This window comes from Companilactobacillus kimchiensis (genome assembly GCF_001438805.1).
Taxonomy (GTDB): Bacteria; Bacillota; Bacilli; order Lactobacillales; family Lactobacillaceae; genus Companilactobacillus; species Companilactobacillus kimchiensis.
On record NZ_JQCF01000022.1, the window covers coordinates 1 to 18,377 of the forward strand.

The 18,377-nt window shown below is 35.3% G+C and carries 19 protein-coding genes; 6 read left to right on the forward strand and 13 right to left on the reverse strand.

The genetic code is table 11. From position 1 onward, the window contains the following. Positions 1-51: 51 nt before the first annotated feature. A complete protein-coding gene (locus tag IV57_RS09645) occupies positions 52-858 on the reverse strand; it encodes a response regulator transcription factor (protein WP_236704355.1) in 807 nt (268 codons plus the stop codon). Positions 859-1,177: 319 nt separating this feature from the next. Between IV57_RS09645 and IV57_RS09650 the strand changes: the two genes are divergently transcribed. The 4 genes from IV57_RS09650 to pstB all read left to right on the forward strand — a co-directional run bounded on the left by IV57_RS09650 (position 1,178) and on the right by pstB (position 4,758). Beyond that, positions 1,178-2,074 carry a phosphate ABC transporter substrate-binding protein PstS family protein gene (locus IV57_RS09650; RefSeq protein ID WP_057881312.1) on the forward strand — a complete coding sequence of 299 codons (897 nt, stop codon included), beginning with the start codon at positions 1,178-1,180 and terminating at the stop codon, positions 2,072-2,074. A 72-nt stretch (positions 2,075-2,146) separates the two neighbouring features. Beyond that, the gene (gene pstC, locus IV57_RS09655) at positions 2,147-3,064 is read left to right on the forward strand and encodes a phosphate ABC transporter permease subunit PstC (protein WP_057881313.1); all 918 of its coding nucleotides are present in this window, start codon (positions 2,147-2,149) and stop codon (positions 3,062-3,064) included. Further along, on the forward strand, positions 3,065-3,952 hold the full coding sequence (gene pstA, locus IV57_RS09660; RefSeq protein ID WP_057881314.1) for a phosphate ABC transporter permease PstA: 888 nt from the start codon (positions 3,065-3,067) through the stop codon (positions 3,950-3,952). 11 nt (positions 3,953-3,963) lie between these two features. Beyond that, entirely contained in the window at positions 3,964-4,758 is a 795-nt protein-coding gene (pstB, locus tag IV57_RS09665; RefSeq protein WP_057881315.1) for a phosphate ABC transporter ATP-binding protein PstB, read from the forward strand. Positions 4,759-4,805: 47 nt separating this feature from the next. Here pstB and IV57_RS09670 read toward each other — a convergent pair whose 3' ends face one another. From IV57_RS09670 to IV57_RS09685, 4 genes are all read right to left on the reverse strand, one after another. Then, positions 4,806-5,120, reverse strand: coding sequence for a hypothetical protein (locus tag IV57_RS09670; protein ID WP_057881316.1), 315 nt, complete (start codon positions 5,118-5,120; stop codon positions 4,806-4,808). Between the two features lie 105 nt (positions 5,121-5,225). Beyond that, the gene (locus IV57_RS09675; RefSeq protein WP_057881317.1) at positions 5,226-6,986 is read right to left on the reverse strand and encodes a thiamine pyrophosphate-binding protein; all 1,761 of its coding nucleotides are present in this window, start codon (positions 6,984-6,986) and stop codon (positions 5,226-5,228) included. A 131-nt stretch (positions 6,987-7,117) separates the two neighbouring features. Further along, positions 7,118-8,056: a DMT family transporter gene (locus IV57_RS09680; protein WP_057881318.1), complete on the reverse strand. Its 939-nt coding sequence runs from the start codon at positions 8,054-8,056 to the stop codon at positions 7,118-7,120. A 104-nt stretch (positions 8,057-8,160) separates the two neighbouring features. Further along, positions 8,161-8,406 (reverse strand): hypothetical protein, encoded by a 246-nt coding sequence (locus IV57_RS09685; RefSeq protein ID WP_057881319.1) that lies wholly within the window; start codon positions 8,404-8,406, stop codon positions 8,161-8,163. 190 nt (positions 8,407-8,596) lie between these two features. On the opposite strand from IV57_RS09685, the gene IV57_RS09690 reads away from it, so the two are divergent. Further along, positions 8,597-9,265 carry a phosphatase PAP2 family protein gene (locus tag IV57_RS09690; RefSeq protein WP_057881320.1) on the forward strand — a complete coding sequence of 223 codons (669 nt, stop codon included), beginning with the start codon at positions 8,597-8,599 and terminating at the stop codon, positions 9,263-9,265. Between the two features lie 43 nt (positions 9,266-9,308). Here IV57_RS09690 and phnW read toward each other — a convergent pair whose 3' ends face one another. From phnW to IV57_RS09720, 6 genes are read right to left on the reverse strand one after another with little or no spacing between them, the layout of a single operon-like run. Then, positions 9,309-10,397: a 2-aminoethylphosphonate--pyruvate transaminase gene (phnW, locus tag IV57_RS09695; protein ID WP_057881321.1), complete on the reverse strand. Its 1,089-nt coding sequence runs from the start codon at positions 10,395-10,397 to the stop codon at positions 9,309-9,311. Then, positions 10,391-11,185, reverse strand: a complete 795-nt coding sequence (gene phnX / locus IV57_RS09700; RefSeq protein WP_057881322.1) for a phosphonoacetaldehyde hydrolase — start codon at positions 11,183-11,185, stop codon at positions 10,391-10,393. Before phnX ends, phnW begins: the two co-directional genes overlap by 7 nt. A gap of 21 nt (positions 11,186-11,206) precedes the next feature. Then, positions 11,207-12,055 carry a PhnE/PtxC family ABC transporter permease gene (locus IV57_RS09705; protein ID WP_057881323.1) on the reverse strand — a complete coding sequence of 283 codons (849 nt, stop codon included), beginning with the start codon at positions 12,053-12,055 and terminating at the stop codon, positions 11,207-11,209. Continuing rightward, positions 12,052-12,843: a PhnE/PtxC family ABC transporter permease gene (locus IV57_RS09710; RefSeq protein WP_057881324.1), complete on the reverse strand. Its 792-nt coding sequence runs from the start codon at positions 12,841-12,843 to the stop codon at positions 12,052-12,054. The genes IV57_RS09705 and IV57_RS09710 overlap by 4 nt, the downstream gene beginning before the upstream one ends. Continuing rightward, positions 12,843-13,598: a phosphonate ABC transporter ATP-binding protein gene (gene phnC / locus IV57_RS09715; protein ID WP_057881325.1), complete on the reverse strand. Its 756-nt coding sequence runs from the start codon at positions 13,596-13,598 to the stop codon at positions 12,843-12,845. Before phnC ends, IV57_RS09710 begins: the two co-directional genes overlap by 1 nt. A 12-nt stretch (positions 13,599-13,610) precedes the next feature. Beyond that, positions 13,611-14,654, reverse strand: a complete 1,044-nt coding sequence (locus IV57_RS09720) for a phosphate/phosphite/phosphonate ABC transporter substrate-binding protein (protein ID WP_057881326.1) — start codon at positions 14,652-14,654, stop codon at positions 13,611-13,613. Between the two features lie 184 nt (positions 14,655-14,838). Between IV57_RS09720 and IV57_RS09725 the strand changes: the two genes are divergently transcribed. Next, a complete protein-coding gene (locus IV57_RS09725; protein ID WP_057881327.1) occupies positions 14,839-15,714 on the forward strand; it encodes an aldo/keto reductase in 876 nt (291 codons plus the stop codon). 58 nt (positions 15,715-15,772) lie between these two features. Here IV57_RS09725 and IV57_RS09730 read toward each other — a convergent pair whose 3' ends face one another. After that, positions 15,773-17,101 (reverse strand): aspartate kinase, encoded by a 1,329-nt coding sequence (locus IV57_RS09730; RefSeq protein WP_057881328.1) that lies wholly within the window; start codon positions 17,099-17,101, stop codon positions 15,773-15,775. After that, positions 17,101-18,276 (reverse strand): homoserine dehydrogenase, encoded by a 1,176-nt coding sequence (locus tag IV57_RS09735; protein WP_057881329.1) that lies wholly within the window; start codon positions 18,274-18,276, stop codon positions 17,101-17,103. Before IV57_RS09735 ends, IV57_RS09730 begins: the two co-directional genes overlap by 1 nt. Positions 18,277-18,377: the final 101 nt, after the last annotated feature.

The window sequence follows — 18,377 nt, forward strand, 5'->3', positions numbered from 1 at the left end:
GTTGCACAGCCACACTTGGTAAAGAACCAAACTCACGAATAAACTACCTTTTTATTTTTCAGAAACAAGTGGATATTTATTATCTAAAACATAGCCAAAGCCTCGAACAGTTTTTATACAATTTTTTGATTTGGATTTTTCATCCAACTTGTCTCGCAAATGACTGATATGAATGTCAACTGTACGACTAGATCCAGCAGCATCATAGCCCCAAACACCTTCTAATAACTGATCTCGGCTCATTACCTTTCCACGGTGCTGTACCAAATACCAAAATAAACTGAATTCCTTTGGGGTTAAACCCAGATCATAGCCATTATGTGTTACACGGTAATGTTTAAAATCAATCACAATGTCATTATATTTAACAGTTTCCTTCTTACGTGCTTGGTTAGAAACGTGCGGTGATTCTTTTGAAATTGAAAACTTATCATAAACCCAGAACAACTGCTTTACCTTAGCGACTAATTCAGGGTATTCAAACGGCTTAGTGATAAAGCTGTCAATATTAATGTTGTAAAACAGTGATCGTCTTTTTTTCTCTTTAGCTGGTGCCAAAATTATTATTGGGCCAGAGATTTTACTTCTCAATGATTTTAGTATTTTTAATGTTTGATTTATGTCAGTTGTGGAAAAATCCCAAAGTAATCCAGCAATGCCCTCTTTATCAACCAACTTCTCGATATCTTTTGGATCAGTTATGTTGCGAATAAACCATCCTTGTTTATTGAAATAACCATTAATTTCAATAAAAAGCGGTAGTTTATTGCTTAATAATACTAGCGGTTGCATTTGCTCTACTTCCTTTCCGTCATTTAATATTGCAAGGGCTGAAACTACTACAATACTAAAAATCAAGAAATCTTTAGAAACAACTTCTTGAAACCAACACTAACTACAGCCACATCACATTTTGATTATAACAATGTAAATAAGGTGGGTCATTTACATTGCCTAATTCGTCCATTATATTTCAATATATACAAATACAAATGTTGTTATATTAGGGTGTTTAGCGATTCCCTTGCAGGTTTAGTTTACAAAGCAAATGTATATTTCTTTCACAACTTTACAAAAAATTTACATTAAATAAACAATATATATACACCACCCCTTTATCTTTATAAGTGTTCAGTAAATGATTCTCTCAATACGAATTTGAATAGGGGTTTTAGAAATGAAAAAGAAAACTATTATTTCCTTGGTATTAAGTTTCGCTGCCTTGATACTTGTCTTAACTGGTTGTGGTAACAGTAAGGACAGCTCAGCATCAAAAAGCACTAGTAGTGAAACTTCAGGCAAAATCACAGCAGTTGGTTCAACTGCTCTACAACCACTTGTTGAAAAAGCCGCAAGTAACTTCCAAAAGAAGAACAGTAAAGTTAATATCACCGTTCAAGGTGGTGGTTCTGGTACTGGTCTAAGTCAAGTCCAAGATAAGTCAGTTACCATTGGTAACTCAGATATCTTTGCTGAAGAGAAACAAGGTATTGATTCTAAGAAGTTAACTGATCATCAAGTAGCCGTAGTTGGTATGGCACCGGTAGTTAACAAAGATGTTAATGTTAAAAACCTATCAATGGATCAAGTAAAACAAATCTTCACTGGTAAAATCACTAACTGGAAAGAAGTTGGCGGTAAAGACGAAAAGATCACCGTTGTTAACCGTGCTAAAGGTAGTGGTACTCGTGCAACTTTTGAAGCAGCAGTTCTAAAAGGTACTGAAGCTGTTAAATCTCAAGAACAAGATTCAAATGGTACTGTTCAAAAGATTGTTGAAAGTACACCTGGTGCCGTAAGTTACCTAGCATTCTCATACATTACTGACAAGATTCAATCAATCTCAATCGACAACGTTAAACCTACTGACGAAAATGTTGAATCAGACAAATGGAAAATCTGGTCATATGAACATATGTACACTAATGGCAAGGCCGACGGTGCTACATCTAAGTTCCTAGATTATATGAATTCAAAAGATGTTCAAGACTCATTAGTTAAGGATATGGGTTACATTAGTATCCATAATATGAAAGTCCAAAAGGATTCTAAAGGAACAGTTAGTTCAAAATAAATAATTAAAAAGAACTTCAACCTTGCCTACTTTGGTCGAGGTTCTTTTTTTAATATACAGGAGTGATTCCCTATGGATGATATTCAAAAAAAATTACAAACGAAATCCAAGGCCACCTTTCAAGATTATTTTGGTAAGGGAATTTGTTATCTTTGCATCAGTTTAATCATTCTTCTAGTGGTTTGTATCCTTTACTTTATTGCCTCTAAAGGATTAGCCACCTTCACTAAAGACCACGTTAATGTTTTTGATTTCTTAACCAAAACTAATTGGAATCCTGGTTCGATTAACGCACAGGGACGCCCAGACGTTGGGGCTTTACCAATGATCGTAACCTCGTTTAGCGTTACCTTATTGGCTGCCGTCATTGCTACTCCTTTCGCTTTAGGTGTTGCCATCTTTATGGCTGAATTTTCTAGCAAAAATGGTAGTAAGATTCTCCAACCAGTTATTGAATTATTAGTTGGTATTCCCTCTGTCGTTTATGGATTTATCGGTTTATCAGTTATTGTACCCTTTATCAGAAGTATTTTTGGTGGTACTGGATTTGGTATCTTATCTGGTACTCTAGTGCTTTTCGTTATGATCTTACCAACGATTACCTCGTTATCTGTTGACAGCTTAAAATCAGTACCACTCTATTACCGTCAAGCGTCACTTGCTTTAGGAGCTACTAGATGGCAGACCATCTACAAAGTAGTCCTTCGTGCTGCTACTCCTGGTATCTTGACCGCCATTATCTTTGGTATGGCCCGTGCTTTTGGTGAAGCTTTAGCTGTTCAGATGGTTATTGGTAACGCTGCCTTGATGCCTAAGAACTTAATTTCCCCCGCATCAACTCTAACAAGTAAGTTAACTACTGATATTGGTAACACCGTTATGGGTACTTTGCCTAACAATGCCCTTTGGTCATTAGCTTTGATCCTACTATTAATGTCTCTTATCCTCAATATGCTCGTTAAATTCATTGGAAAGCGAGGTCGTTTCTAAATGAATGCAAAAAAAATGGACCATCTAGCTACTGGTGTCATTTACACATTAGTAGCAACGGTCATCTTAATTTTAATCGCCATTCTGGGTTATATTCTCTTTAATGGTGTACCTGATATTTCCTGGCACTTCCTTACATCAGCCGCACAGTCATTTAGTGCCGGTGGTGGTATTCGGGATCAGCTTTTTAATTCACTATATCTTCTGGTTTTAACAATCATCGTGTCCTTGCCAATTGGTTTAGGAGCTGGAATTTACCTATCCGAATATGCCTCGGACAATTGGTTTACTGATTTGATCAGAACCAGTGTCGAAGTTTTGAGTTCATTGCCTTCCGTAGTTGTTGGTTTGTTTGGTTATTTACTATTTGTTATCAAATTAAATTTAGGTTTCTCTATTCTATCTGGAGCCATCGCCTTAACATTCTTCAATCTTCCCCTGTTGACTAGAAATATTGAAGAATCATTACGCAGCGTACCTAATTTGCAAAGAGAAGCCGGAATGTCCCTCGGTTTATCTAATTGGAAAACAACTACCAAAATCATTTTGCCCGCTGCTTTACCAGGAATCTTAACCGGACTAATTTTAAGTGCTGGTAGAATCTTTGGTGAAGCCGCCGCCTTAATTTATACGGCCGGTCAAAGTGCTCCAACCGTAGACTATAGTAATTGGAATATTTTTTCAGCAACCAGTTTTTTAAATCCAATGCGTCCTGCAGAAACCTTGGCGGTTCATATTTGGAAAGTTAATACTGAGAGTGTCACCCCTGATGCTCATGCTATTTCTAGTGCATCCTCAGCTGTTCTGATTATTGTTATCTTACTCTTCAACCTAGGAGCGCGTTTCTTGGGTAATAAACTTTACAAAAAAATTACTGCTACGAAATGAGGTCCTTATAGTTGAAAGAATATAATTTAACTGACTCTTATATAACCGATATCACTGAAAAAAAGGCTTTAACTACTAAAAATCTACAAGTTTATTATGGTGACAATCATGCCATTTTTGATGCCAATTTAAGCTTTCCTCGTTACAAAATCACAGCTTTGATTGGAGCTTCCGGATGTGGAAAATCAACTTTCCTTCGCTGTTTGAATCGAATGAACGATAAAGTGGCTCGAGTAGATGGAGAAATTAATTATCGAGATGTTAATATTAATTCACCCAAAATAAACGTCTATGAGGTCAGAAAACATATTGGCATGGTTTTTCAACGTCCAAATCCATTTGCTAAATCAATCCGTGAAAATATTACCTTTGCCTTAAAAAATGCTGGTATTACTAAAAAGGCTGACTTAGAGGAACGTTTGGAACAGAGTTTAAGAAGTGCTGCCCTTTGGGATGAGGTCAAAGATGATCTTAACAAAAGTGCCTTAGCTCTTTCTGGTGGACAGCAGCAACGTCTCTGCATCGCTAGATCAATTGCTATGCGGCCAGATATTCTTCTATTAGATGAACCCGCCAGTGCTTTGGATCCCATTTCAACATCAAAAATCGAAGAAACTTTAAAAATTTTGAGTAAAGATTATTCAATAGTTATCGTAACTCATAACTTGCAACAGGCTTCCCGTATCAGTGACTATACTGCTTTCCTACATTTAGGACACATTATCGAGTATAATTCGACTGTTAATGTTTTCACTAATCCTAAGATGCAAGCCACTGAAGATTATGTTTCTGGAAACTTTGGTTAAAAATAAAACAACCTGCCTTCACATTAATTTTGTGAGTGCAGGTTGTTTTATTTTCTTAGCGTCAATTTGTACTTATCGTCAACATCAGTTTTCTTAATAATATAAGATTTTGAAATAATATGTTGTAGATCTTCACGATCACGTTTTGCTTGTTTCATAAATGATCGATGAATACTGTGATTAAAATTAGTGAATATGGCCATCCAGCCATTAGTAGCGGTAATTGACCAATCTGTTCCACTACCTGAAACCTGTGCCTGATGAATCTCATCACAAAAATCAAAGGCCTCATCGACCACTTCAAATTCATTTTCCTTCGTAGAAATCGCTGCTTGTAATGCTTTCATACTATTGATTAACATATAAAATTCCTCATTTAATAACAAAATAAAAAGACGGGATAAACTCTATCTCGTCTTTTATTTTACTTGTTTACTAAATAATAATATAGTTCAATTCCTTAAAAGCTAGTCGTTATCACCTTGGGCTCTTAAAAGTTGTCCTAAAGCTGGTTGTTCTTTAGGATCAATATGATACTGCTTAGCATAAGCATCAACTGCCCCTTGACCATATAACTTAGCATCTAATGGCATAAAGGCTGTGGCAATTGGATCTTCCTGTTTGATCACTGCATTAACAACAATAGGTTTCTTGTTACCAGCAGCTTGTAATTCCTTAATTTTGGCAAAGACCTCATCGGTATCTTTAATTGAAGTGACCGTGAAACCAATACCGCCAAGTCCTTCAGCAACTTTAGCCCAATCAGCACCGGTCAAATCAACTCCATATAGATGTTGTTTTGAAGCAACTTGTTCGTAATAGATAAAACCAAGTCTCTCATTGGAAAGCACTACATTAATAACTGGTAATCCATATCTAGCTTCAGTAATAATATCTGGAGCAACCATTGAGAAACCACCGTCACCTGACAAAGTCCAGGCCTGAGCATTAGGCACACTCAAAGCACCGGCAAGTCCGGCAGGTAAGCCAAAGCCCATAGTAGCGAATAAACCTGACAATGCAAAACGTTGATTATGATTCATTGGCAAACCACGTACTCCAAACTCAGAAACATTCCCTGTATCAACACCGTAGGTATCGTTAGGTCCTGCAAGTTCAGCCATCTTAGCAGTCACCGTTTCAGGATTTAAACCTGTGCTATCATCCTTGGCGCGTTGAACCAACCACTTATCCCAATTAGCCTTGTTTTCTTGATTAGCTTTCAACCAAGTTCCAGCCGGAAGGGTTTCTTTAGTATCGATCAATGCCTGTAAATAACTCTTAGCATCAGCGATTACAGCATAATCAACATCTACCGTTTTACCAATATCATAAGGATTATTATTTACATCAATAATTTTGACTCCTTCTGGCCAAAATCTAGCAAATGGAAATTCTGAACCTATGAATAAAATAAGGTCGGTATGTTGTAAAGCTTCAAAACCTGATTTACTTCCTAAACGACCAAAAGTCCCAATAAAGTTAGGATGATCGGTACTAATTACTCCGGTTGCAACTACTGTGTTCATAACCGGAATATTAAATTGTTCTGAAAATTTAGTCAAAATATCTTTAGCACCTAATAATCCCCGACCAGCATAAATCAAAGGATGTTTCGCCGATTTAAGTAGTTTCAAAGTATTAGTAACATCATCAGGATCAATTGTTTGAGAATAATTATTTTTAACAATTCTAGGTGTTTTAGTTGGTGTGTAATCAATTTCATCAGAGGTTAAGTTTTCTGGCAAAATAACTACTGCAACACCATTTTGACGATAAGCTTCACGGATAGCTTGATTGATCACATAAGGAATCTGTTCAGCAGTAGTAACAGTACGATTATAAACTGCTACATCCTCAAACATTGGTCCCTCATCCATTTCTTGGAAATAATTAGTATTCATATTTTCCTGTGGAACCTGTCCTACTAAGGCTAAAACAGGTACATGATCCATTTTGGCGTCATAGAGACCATTAAACAAATGAGTGGCACCAGGACCCGCAGAACCAAAGGCGACACCAATCTTACCTGTAAACTTAGCATCAGCTGATGCCGCAATAGCTCCCACTTCTTCATGACGAACTTGAATATACTTAATCTTTTCTTTTTCTAGATAAAGTCCCTCAACAGTATGGTTAATTGAACCACCAGGTACACCATAAATATGATCAACGCCCCAGTCTTCGAGAACCTTTACTAATGCTTGTCCAGCTATCATTTTTGTCATATTTGCACTTTCCCTCTTAAAATTTTCAATTGACAATTTGTAGAATTATATTAAACCGCTTGCAAACGTTATCATCGAATACTTTTGAGAAAAAATCAAACATTTAATCTTATTAATAATTTAATCTATAATTACAAAACTCGAATTATGATCACACCACTAATCATAATCAGCAAACTAATTATTTGTGCAAAGGTAATTGGATTCTTTTTTGAATCAAACCAACCAAATTGATCTATCAAAAGACTCCCGGTAATTAAGCCCACTAAAACAATTACTACGGCTAAACCAGTCCCAATAATTGGTACTAAATAAACATTTCCCAAGACGAATATTGCACCAATCAAACCACCGATCCACATCCACCAAGGATTTTTACCATTGACTGCTAACAATTTGATCTGTGGGTGTAAAGTAGCAACTATTATTATCAAAACAACAATGCCAACGAAAAAAGATACAAAAGCCGCCTTAACAGTCGATTGTAAAACAACACCTAAGTGTCCATTGATAGCTGTCTGGCTTGCACTAAACATCCCTGCTAAAATACCCATTAATCTGAAAGGCCACGTTTTGTTTTGAACAGTCGTTGTCGCCAAAACTCTATCATGTCGTTTATTAATTATTTCATTTATTGAAACTGAACCAATCACACCCACTAGGACAAGTATTGCCCCCAGAATTCTCGTAAGTGTTAAAGGTTTAACTAAAGATTTAAATAAACCAAAATCATCGATCAATAGTCCCATTATGATTTGACCCAATATAGGCATAATAACTGTTTGAACGCTTCCCAATTTAGGAAACAAGAGAATATTAGCCGTCAAATAGATAACGCCAAAAACACCACCTAGCCAAAGCCACAATGGTTGTTTAAGCATAATCGTTACTGGAAAGAATAGCGATTTATCGACGATTAAAGTAATAATAGCCAAAAAAGTTGTTCCCAAAGTAAAGGATATCAATGATGCCACGAATGGCGAACCAACTGACGTTTTTAAGCGTGAATTGATACTCGTCTGGATAGGCAATCCGATTCCAATGGCTAAACCAATAATTATTGCTAACATAAGATGACCTCCATATATTCGACACAATAATAATTATTATTTTTCAGAAAAACAATTTTTTGAACCAACTAAAAAAGCAAGGCTTTCGCCTTACTTTGGTTTTATCAATTATTAAAAAATTGTGAAATGACTAAGAAAACTATCCCACCAACAATTACTCCGATTCCAATGATGAGATAATTCCATAACCCCAGAACACCCAATAGTATTAAAACAATTCCGATGATTGGATGATGTAATAAGGCAATCCCAGTTTTAATGAATAACCAAATAATAACTAAAATTGCCACCCCAATTGCTATCAATACAGGTGCAGTACTACTAGAATTGGCTGCCATTAATGTGAGCATTTTAAGCCTCCTTTTTGTAAATTTGATTATATCATTAAAGCAATCCAGGAGTTAATTATTTTGTGTAATTAAATATCTTTTAAGTTTTCATATAATTTACTGTAAATGTTATAAAAATAATATTACAATCAATGCTTAGAGTAAATGATAAGAATTGATCTTATTGTTTTTTATTCAAAGGAGTTTAATTTTGATATTTAAACAAAATAATCATAGAAAATGGCTCTCTATCGCTTATGTTCTTGCTTTCTTTCTATTAGAGCTAATGATAATAACTAATAATTCATTAATTTTAGGAATTGATCATTCAATTCAAAATAGTCTTGGCAACCTTGTATCCCCTGTTAATACCAGGATATTTTCAACCATCACTTCCCTTGGAAGTCCAATTATGGATGTTATCTATCTGGTTATCATTATGTTAGTTCTTTTTCTAAATGGCAAAAAAGACTCTAGCATATGGATTGGCTTTATTCTACTTAGTGGGAATATTATTTCTTTCCTAGTCAAAATCACCGTTAGAAGACAACGCCCCTTAGGAAAGATAATCCCTGCTTCAGGATACAGTTTCCCTAGTGGACACGTTTTTGGAACTACCTTAGTCATTCTAACCTTGATATTTCTAGTCCTACCTTATCTAAAAAGCCAAGCTACTAGAAAAACAATCACTTTTTTATTAATCGTCTGGTTGATCATAGTCGCTATTTCTCGAGTTTACTTACATGGACATTTTCCTAGTGATGTTATAGGTAGTGCCTTACTAGCCGGTGCTTGGTGGGAGTGTTGCGAACTATTGTATTTCAGATATTATAAAACCATCGCTAATGTACTTAAATTAAATACACATACTAATAAATAAACAAAAAACAATCGGCGTAATAATCTGCCGATTGTTTTTTTGTTTACTTCATAATTTCTTTGATGGCAATAAGTAATTTAGTGATATCCTCATCATAAACTTCTCCAATATTACCAATTCTAAAGGTTGGTACTTGAGAAATTTTACCTGGATAAATCACAAAGCCATCACCTTTTAATTCGTGATAAAATTCATTAAAATCAAATTCAGCGGTTGGATAAATAAATGAGGTGATAATAGGTGATTGATATTTTTCATCAATTAAAACCTTAAATCCCAACTCTTCCATTCCCGTTGCCAAATGTTTTTGATTATTCACGTAACGTTGATGGCGAGCTTCAACCCCACCTTCCTCTTTCAACTCTTTAAGAGCTTCATAGAAAGCATGTACCACATGGGTTGGTGAAGTAAATCTCCACTTGCCATTGTTACGTTCCATCTCTGCATATTGATCATACAAATCAAGTGACAAAGTTCTTGCCAGACCCTTTGTAGCTTCAAGAACAGTTTTTCTAGCAATCACAAATGAAAAACCGGGAACACCTTGAATACATTTATTAGAACTGCTAATTAGATAATCGATTTTATCTTCTTTAACATTAATTGGAACACCACCAAAACTACTCATAGCATCAACAATTGTTACGATTCCATGTGCACTAACATACGGAATAATTTCATCAATTGGGTTAATAATACCAGTCGTCGTTTCACAATGAATCATAGCAAAGTGAGTAATATCAGGATACTTATCTAAATATTCCTTCACTAGTTCCAAGGTAATTGGTGCTCTTTCATCAACTACTAAATCTACATGATCAATCCCATAAATATCAGCCATTTCACTGATACGTTTTCCGTAGGCTCCATTGATTCCAATCAACAATTTATCATCAGCAGATACAGTTGAACTAATAACTGATTCTACCCCATAAGTGCCACTACCTTGAATTGGTACTGCTGTATATTCATCGCTTGATACCTTGGCAACTTCTAATAATGAATGACGGAATGATTGAGTGATCTTCTTATAATCATCGTCCCAAGTACAATAATCAAAGTCCATTGCTTTTTTTACTGTTTCACTAGTTGTCAAAGGACCAGGTGTTAAGAGTAAGTATTTTTCTACCATTTTTTATCCATCGATTCATTTAAGTATTCAATAATTTGAACTAAATCAAATATACTGTCAATTACAAAATCAGCATTTACTGCTTCAAACTTACGTTTTACCTCATTGCGTTTAGCAATCTGTTCTTCGTTATCCAATTCATCAAATTCAACCTGTGATAATCCCAGCAAACTGCTACCTTCGACTATCCCAACTGTTTTAACGCCAGCATTTTGACCTTCTTCGATATCAACCAAAGTATCTCCAATTTTGATGATATTTCTAGGATCACTAATATTGAATTCTCGCATGATTAATTGGATCATAGCTGGGGATGGACGACCTAAGCCATTAACATCTTCTGATGTAACAACTAAATCTGGAGCATAGCCATCTTCTGCAGCCTTATCTTTAACAATTTTCATCATTTCTGCAGTATATCCAGTAGTGGTGGCAACTTTGATTCCATATTCTTTAAGATAATTAAATGTTTTTAATACCCCGGATTTTAACTCTGTATACTCTTTTAAATAATGAAGTAAAGATTGTTGAAAATCGGCATAGATTTTTTTTCTATCATTATTATTGGGCAATTCAGAATACTTTTGTTCCCATTGCTTTTTAACATCCTCAAGCTCTAAGATTCTACCAACATGGTCCCATTTTGCCATACCCATATCTTGACGAATATCTTCATCACTCAACTCAATACCGGCATTCTTGAACGCCTTTTTAAATGCGATAACTGGTGCCAAACTTCCATAATCAACGGTCGTTCCGGCCCAATCAAAAATAACTGCTTCAATCATAAAATTTTCTCCCTAACTAACTTAACGGCTCAAATAGAAACGTCTTATTTTGACCGCAATAAACTCAAGTACAAATGTTACTAAAACAACCATATAAACGATAAAACCAGTTTCATGGAAATCAAAACTCATCCCACTGGCAACAAACAGTTGATAACCAATACCACCTGCACCGGCGGCAGCACCAACAGCAATGGCATTTGCAAAGTTAATTTCTAAACGAATGAAAGTCCAAGAAACGAACGATGCTACGATAGTTGGCCAAATAGCTTGAAAGACAATTACCCAAAATTTTGCTCCGGTAACCTTCAATGATTCAATAGTTGATTCATCAATACCTTCGATACTCTCTGAATATGCTTTTGTCAGATAAGCCACACTGTGAAAACTCAAACCTAGAATTGCCGCAGTTGTTCCTAGTCCACAGACAATTGAGAAAATCAGTGCCCAGATAATTGTTGGAATTGCTCTGACGACAGCCATAATCACTCTAATACTTGCACCCAGGTAAGCATTAGTTAGATTTTTTGAGGCTAGAACAGCAAACAAAAATCCGAAAACAGCTCCAATAATTGTCGTTAATATGGAAAGAATCACACTACTACCTAATGCTTGCAGTAATAGTGGTAACCCATCAGTTCCTGCATTAGGCTGTAAAAACATTTGATTCATAGTTGTCATCAATTCTTTAATAGCAACATTTATTTGTACTCCGGCAGTATCCAAATGTGTCAAAGTATAACCAGTAATTAAAACTAAACTAGCAAAAACCACGATGATCATTGTTCTAGAAAGACTTTTCTCATGTAATTTAATCTCAGGAGACTTAGGTGTCTTAGGTTGTTGAAGTACGCTTTCGCTATCTGTCATAGGATCACCTTCCTAATTTGATTTGAAATAATTTCTAGTGCAATAACTACGAAGATAATTGCTAATACTGTCATTCCTGCTGCATCAAATCTGAAACTCTTATAGTAAATATCAAAAATAAATCCAATTCCTGTACCAGTAAGAATCCCAACCAAAGTCGCATCACGGACATTATTTTCAATCATATAGAGAATCCAACTAAGAATACTAGGTAAAATTTGTGGCAAAACTGCTTGGAAAATAACTTGAAAATAACTCGCACCAGTAGCCTTCAAAGCCAACATAGTTTCGCTTGCTTCATCTTCGATAATTTCCATAAAAGCCCGAATCAAGTAACCTATTGACATTAAAAGTAATGCCAAGAATCCCGTGAAATCACTCTGTTTAAATGAAAACAATAAAATCATAGACCATGCAACTAAAGGAATGTTTCTAAAAAATGAAGCAATTCCACGGACAATTGTCTGGACAAAACCATTTATGCCTGTCACTTTTGATCCTAGTAAGGCTACAAAAATCGAAATAATGGCTGCCACTACTGTTGAGGCAATAGCTAATAGCACTGTTTGAATCAACTTTTGTAAAATTCTTGGTAAATATTCCATCGTATTAGCATTGGGCCTGAAATTAACCCCTAACCATGCAAAAGCCTTTGGTATAGCTAATAATCCATTCAAATTATCAAAATTTAAAATCCAACTACCGAATACATAGATACCGCCAATAATTGCGATAATTGCTGTCTGATGCCATCCTTTGCGTGATAAATACTTTACAGGAGATTGCATTATTCAAGCTCCTTTGTAATATCTTGATCATAAAGGGTCTTCAAAATATCTTCTGACAACATATCAGCATTTTCATCAAAAACTAAATGTCCCTTACGAATACCAATAATTTGGTCAGCATATTTTTTTGCCATATTAATTTGATGTAAATTGGCAATACAGATCAGATTGTATTCTTCAGTCAAGTCTTTCAGTAATTCCATTACATTTTGAGCTGAAGCTGGATCAAGTGAAGCAATTGGTTCATCACATAAAATAACTTTAGGGTGTTGAATTAAAGAACGTGCAATCCCAACCCGTTGCTTTTGACCACCACTCAGTTCAGAACATCTTTGTAAGGCAAAGTTTTCTAAACCAACTTTCTTTAATAGTGACATAGCTTCTTCTTTTTCTGCTTGAGTATATCTACCAAAAACACCAGCTAAAGTGGATTTATAACCTAAACGACCATGTAAAACATTTTCAATCACAGTTAAACGTTCCACCAAATTGTAATTTTGGAAAACCATTCCAATTTGACGACGGTATTTTCGTAACTCAGTTTTATTAGCCGTTCTAATATCATGACCATCCAGAAGAATTTGACCACCATCATCTTTGATCAATTGATTCAAACTTCTTAAAATAGTAGTTTTACCAGCACCAGATGGACCGATAATGGCAACAAATGTTCCTGGTTTAATATCAAAGGAAATATCCGTTAATGCCGGTTTATCTTTTTCGTAACTTTTTTCTAAACTCTTAACCTCTAACATAAGCTACCTCTTTTATTTACCAACAAGTTCATGAGTAGGTTTGTACCATGCATCGTCAACCTTTAGAAGAATTGTCTTATCACTCTTCTTTTGCCATAATGTAGGAGTTTTACTCTTTCCATCAGAGAATAGGTTTTTGTTTTCTGTAATTTCTTTTGAAGTAAAACGTTTAGTAATTGCATCGGTATCTTTTTTACTTAGAGCTTTGGTATTAACTACGAAAGGTCCATTTTGTACAGGTAATACTGAAATATTTACTAATTGCTTGCCTTTAAATTCAGCAAATGGTGCGTCGGCATCATCTCGAACTGTAAATGTTGAACCAACCTTGTCATAACTACCTTCAGTAACCTTTAAGAATGGTGTTAGATCTCCATCATCAAAGGCTGCAACATCAACGTCACCCTTTAATAAGTTAATTGCTGAACCTGGGTGAGTACTACCATAAAGAACTTTGCTAAAGAATTTTCCACCTTCTGATAGTTCATCTTTATTCTTTAATTTGAAGTGTTTTTGAATTTCATCTGTTGGTACGGCAAATCCTGATGTTGAACTAGTTGAAACGAATGAGGCCTTTTCACCTTTGATCTTGTCAATGTTATACTTACCGTCTTTTTTATATTGATCGGCCTTATCCTTTGGAACCATTAGATATGAACGGTAACTAGCACCTTTAGTTGTACCTTCGGGACCTGATTGAAGAAGTAAAGGTTCTACCTTGGCATTTTGAGCGTGTGCTTGAATGTATCCATCAGCACCCATGAAAGCAAGTTGTGCCTTACCTGATGCAATTGCTTCAATAGCTACGTTGTAATCTGTAGTTGTTTGAATATTAACTTTCTTACCAGTTGCCTTGTGTAATTCATCCTGTAAAGCCTTACGTGATGCAGTAAAGTTCTTTGCGGATTCATTTGGATAGAAAACCATTGTAATTTCCTTATCACTGGCACTACCTGGTTTTTCAGATGCTGAACTCTTTGATGAGCAACCTGCTAGAACTCCCGTAAGTAACAAAAATACCCCTAGAAAAGCGGTTAATAATCGCCCTTTTTTCATAAATAACTCCCAACTTTCTCTGTTTTATTTGAACAATCTTAGAGTAACAAAGGAATGTAAATTAATTATTTATTTTCTGTAAAATAATCAATTATAACTTTTACACTATTTATACAAATTTTATACAAATGGAGAGATGAACATTGGACTATAATAGAAATGAAATCAAATAGGAGGTAACTTTATGGCAACAAATATTCCTTATATTGAATTAGCAAACGGCGTTATGATTCCCCAAGTGGGACTAGGCGTTTTTAGAATGGATGATAGTCAAGTCGAGGATAGTGTTAAAGCAGCACTTAAGGCTGGATACAGACATATTGATACGGCTAGTTTTTATGACAATGAAGCAGCTGTTGGTAAGGCATTGAAAGCATCTGGTATTGATCGTAAGTATCTTTTCATCACAACCAAGGTTTGGAATAATGTTCGTGGATACGATGAAACAATTGCTCAATTTAATGATTCATTACAAAAATTAGGTTTAGATTACTTAGACCTTTATCTAATTCACTGGCCTGCTCCTGGATTCGAAGAGAATTGGCGTGCCATGGAGGACCTTTACAAAGACGGTAAAATTAGAGCTATTGGAGTTTCAAACTTTAAGGCTCATCACATCGAACAATTGATGAAAACTGCAACAATTGCTCCAATGGTCGACCAAATCGAAACACATCCATATCTACAGGAAACTGATTTACATGAATATCTTCAAACTAAGAACATTGCTCATGAATCATGGAGTCCACTTGGTGGTGGTTTGAACAAAGTCATCGACAATCCTGTTATCAAAGAAATTGCTGAAGCACACCAAAAAACACCAGCCCAAGTAGTTTTGCGCTGGCACATTCAACGTGGTGAGATCATTATTCCTAAATCAATTCACGAGAGCCGTATTATTGAAAATATTGATTTATTCAATTATCACTTCGATTTAACTCTCGAAGAAATGGAACAAATTGCTAAATTGGATGCTGACAAGCGTGTCGGAGCAGACCCCGATGACGCAGCTTTTTTGGAGCATTCGACAACTTATACTAATCAAAATAACGAAAAATAATTTTAAACTAAAAACTTCATCAATCGGAAATTAACAATTCCAATTGATGAAGTTTTTTTTATGCGGGTATTTTTTTGAAACGACTATCTAAGGATTCTTGGTATATTCTGGCAATTGTTTTTTCATAATCACTATTAGAAACTCCAATAACAACCTTAATGTCACTGCCCTCTTGAAAAACAAATCTGACATGAATCAGACTATCATCTAGAAAATTCAATATTTTACCAGCAATGGCTGGACGTTTGCTCAATTGTAATGAAACGGCTGCTACTAAAGCAATATTCCTATTTACTTCAACTGAATCTAAGTGACATGTTTGCTTCAATTCATCAATAATATCATTGAGCTTATTACCAATATCATGGCTTTGACAAAGAAAACTAAACCCGTCATTTCCAGAAGGAATGTAATTGATCGACACCTTAAGTTTTTGAAAAATTGACAAGATTTTTTGTAAAGTTTCAATATGTTTATTCAATTGATATTTTTTGATTGTTATCACCGTATAATTCTTCTTACCTGCGATTCCAGTAATAACTCGATCGTCAAGTTTCTTGTCATCTGTATCAACTACTAAAGTCCCACCTTCTTCTGGATGATTGGTATTAAGGATCTTAGTAGGAATTTGCTTTTGTCTCACGGGACGTACTGCCTCATCTTGAAAAACACCAATCCCCATATACGAAAGTTCTTGTAATTCATCGTATGTTAAAACGTCTATCTTTTTTGAATGATCAACGATTCTAGGATCAGCCATCAATATTCCAGAAACATCAGTCCAATTTTCATACAATTTTGCATCTACTAAGTTAGCTAGAATTGAGCCGGAAATATCACTACCACCTCTGGGCATCAGGTGAATTGAGCCGTCCCCATTTGCTCCGTAGAATCCTGGGACGACTACTCGTGGATATTGAACTAATATTTCCTGGATCTGCTGTGCTGATTCGGAATAATTGATTTCATTTCCGTTAAAAATCAGAATATTCTTCGCATCCAAAAAATAATATCCTAAATATTCAGCCATTAACTTAGCGGTTAGATATTCACCACGTGAAATCAAATAATCATATGAGCAATTATTTAAATTATTTTCAATCTCCTGTAAATCATTCTCAATAACAATCTTTAATTGAAGTTCATTTCTAATTTCTATAAATCGTTCACTAATCTCTGCAAATTGTTGCTGGTAATTTTGTTCATGATTTATTTTATCCTTTAGTTTTATCAGCATGTCAGTAATTTTAACTGGTTCTTGCTTACTTTTTCCAGCTGCACTAACGACAACAATCTTTCTTGCTGTGTCACTTTCAATAATAGCTTTTACTTTCTTAAACTGTGCTGCATCAGCTACCGAACTGCCACCAAATTTAGCTACTTTCATTAGGCAACGGCCCCCTGACTAGGCACATTGACCATAAAGGCCGATTTGTCTGCTTTTAGGACTACTTTCATAATTTGATGCATCTCACCAACGGGAATTTGATGAACCATCAGATATGCTCCTTCTTGTGAAAGCTCATAATTTTTAAGTAAACCCCGTACATCAGTCTTAGAACGAACTAAATAGTTACCTTTAGTTAATTCAGGACAATATTCCATCCGTTTATCAAAATTACGTTTCAAATGACTCTTTTGTTCCTTGATATCCAAAATATCTTGAATAACTGCATTAGCAGTGGGCAACATTCCAGCACCTTGACCAAAAAAGTCTAGTTTGCCAATAGTATCACCATTCAGAGAAATCAAATTATAATTGTCAGGTGTATTGGCTTCCAATGTTCGATTCAAAAATAAAGCAGGCTCCACTGCATAATCAAATTTATTACCACTTTGCCGAGTACGACCAATCAACTTAACCGAAAATCCTTTTTGTTGAAAATACTTCACATCTGAACAAGTAATATTTCTAATTCCAAAGATAGGTAAATCTTGGTGGTCTTTAATATCGATATTATATGCGATGTCTGCACTGATACATAATTTATTAGCGACATCATAGCCATCAATATCAGCACTAGGATCGGCCTCAGCATAGCCTAATTCCTGTGCCTTCTTCAAAACCTTTACAAAAGTTTCACCATTGCGACTCATTTGATCCAAAATAAAATTACTTGTTCCATTAAAGATGCCTGATATCGAATTAACATTATCGATCCGCAGTGCTTTCTCCAAACCTTGAATCCACGGAATACCGCCACCAACAGAGGCCTCAAAATAAAATTTTACATTGTTAGCCTCAGCTGCATCAGTAAATTCTTTCAGATAGATTGCTATCACAGCTTTGTTGGCAGTAATGACATGCTTTCCATGCTCTAGAGCAGCCAAGATATATTGATGTGCTGGCTCAATTCCACCAATGGCCTCTACAACGACATCAGTTTCCTGGTCATCTAATATTTGATTAATGTCATCAGTCATTTCTGGTAAAAGACGAGTTTTATTTTTCCTAATTAAGATGTGGCTTACAGAGAGGTTTTGCGTCTGTACGTTAGCCTTCTTAACTATTTCATATACGCCTTTTCCTACTGTTCCGAATCCTAAGATTGCAATTTTCATAGGTTTAACCTCCTGCTTTATCTTTGCTCGTGTTCATTATTACTAAACACTTGTTTTTAATTTATGAACAGTTTACTATATAGATATTCCAAAAGCAAGGA

Coding starts and splice junctions, on each gene's coding strand:
- IV57_RS09650 (WP_057881312.1), top strand. CDS start 1,178: ATGAAAAAGAAAACTATTATTTCCTTGGTATTAAGTTTCGCTGCCTTG.
- IV57_RS09675 (WP_057881317.1), bottom strand. CDS start 6,986: ATGACAAAAATGATAGCTGGACAAGCATTAGTAAAGGTTCTCGAAGAC.
- IV57_RS09705 (WP_057881323.1), bottom strand. CDS start 12,055: ATGACAGATAGCGAAAGCGTACTTCAACAACCTAAGACACCTAAGTCT.
- phnW (WP_057881321.1), bottom strand. CDS start 10,397: ATGGTAGAAAAATACTTACTCTTAACACCTGGTCCTTTGACAACTAGT.
- IV57_RS09680 (WP_057881318.1), bottom strand. CDS start 8,056: ATGTTAGCAATAATTATTGGTTTAGCCATTGGAATCGGATTGCCTATC.
- IV57_RS09670 (WP_057881316.1), bottom strand. CDS start 5,120: ATGTTAATCAATAGTATGAAAGCATTACAAGCAGCGATTTCTACGAAG.
- phnC (WP_057881325.1), bottom strand. CDS start 13,598: ATGTTAGAGGTTAAGAGTTTAGAAAAAAGTTACGAAAAAGATAAACCG.
- IV57_RS09730 (WP_057881328.1), bottom strand. CDS start 17,101: ATGAAAGTAGCTAAATTTGGTGGCAGTTCGGTAGCTGATGCAGCACAG.
- IV57_RS09685 (WP_057881319.1), bottom strand. CDS start 8,406: ATGCTCACATTAATGGCAGCCAATTCTAGTAGTACTGCACCTGTATTG.
- pstA (WP_057881314.1), top strand. CDS start 3,065: ATGAATGCAAAAAAAATGGACCATCTAGCTACTGGTGTCATTTACACA.
- IV57_RS09720 (WP_057881326.1), bottom strand. CDS start 14,654: ATGAAAAAAGGGCGATTATTAACCGCTTTTCTAGGGGTATTTTTGTTA.
- IV57_RS09725 (WP_057881327.1), top strand. CDS start 14,839: ATGGCAACAAATATTCCTTATATTGAATTAGCAAACGGCGTTATGATT.
- phnX (WP_057881322.1), bottom strand. CDS start 11,185: ATGATTGAAGCAGTTATTTTTGATTGGGCCGGAACGACCGTTGATTAT.
- IV57_RS09735 (WP_057881329.1), bottom strand. CDS start 18,276: ATGAAAATTGCAATCTTAGGATTCGGAACAGTAGGAAAAGGCGTATAT.
- IV57_RS09710 (WP_057881324.1), bottom strand. CDS start 12,843: ATGCAATCTCCTGTAAAGTATTTATCACGCAAAGGATGGCATCAGACA.
- pstC (WP_057881313.1), top strand. CDS start 2,147: ATGGATGATATTCAAAAAAAATTACAAACGAAATCCAAGGCCACCTTT.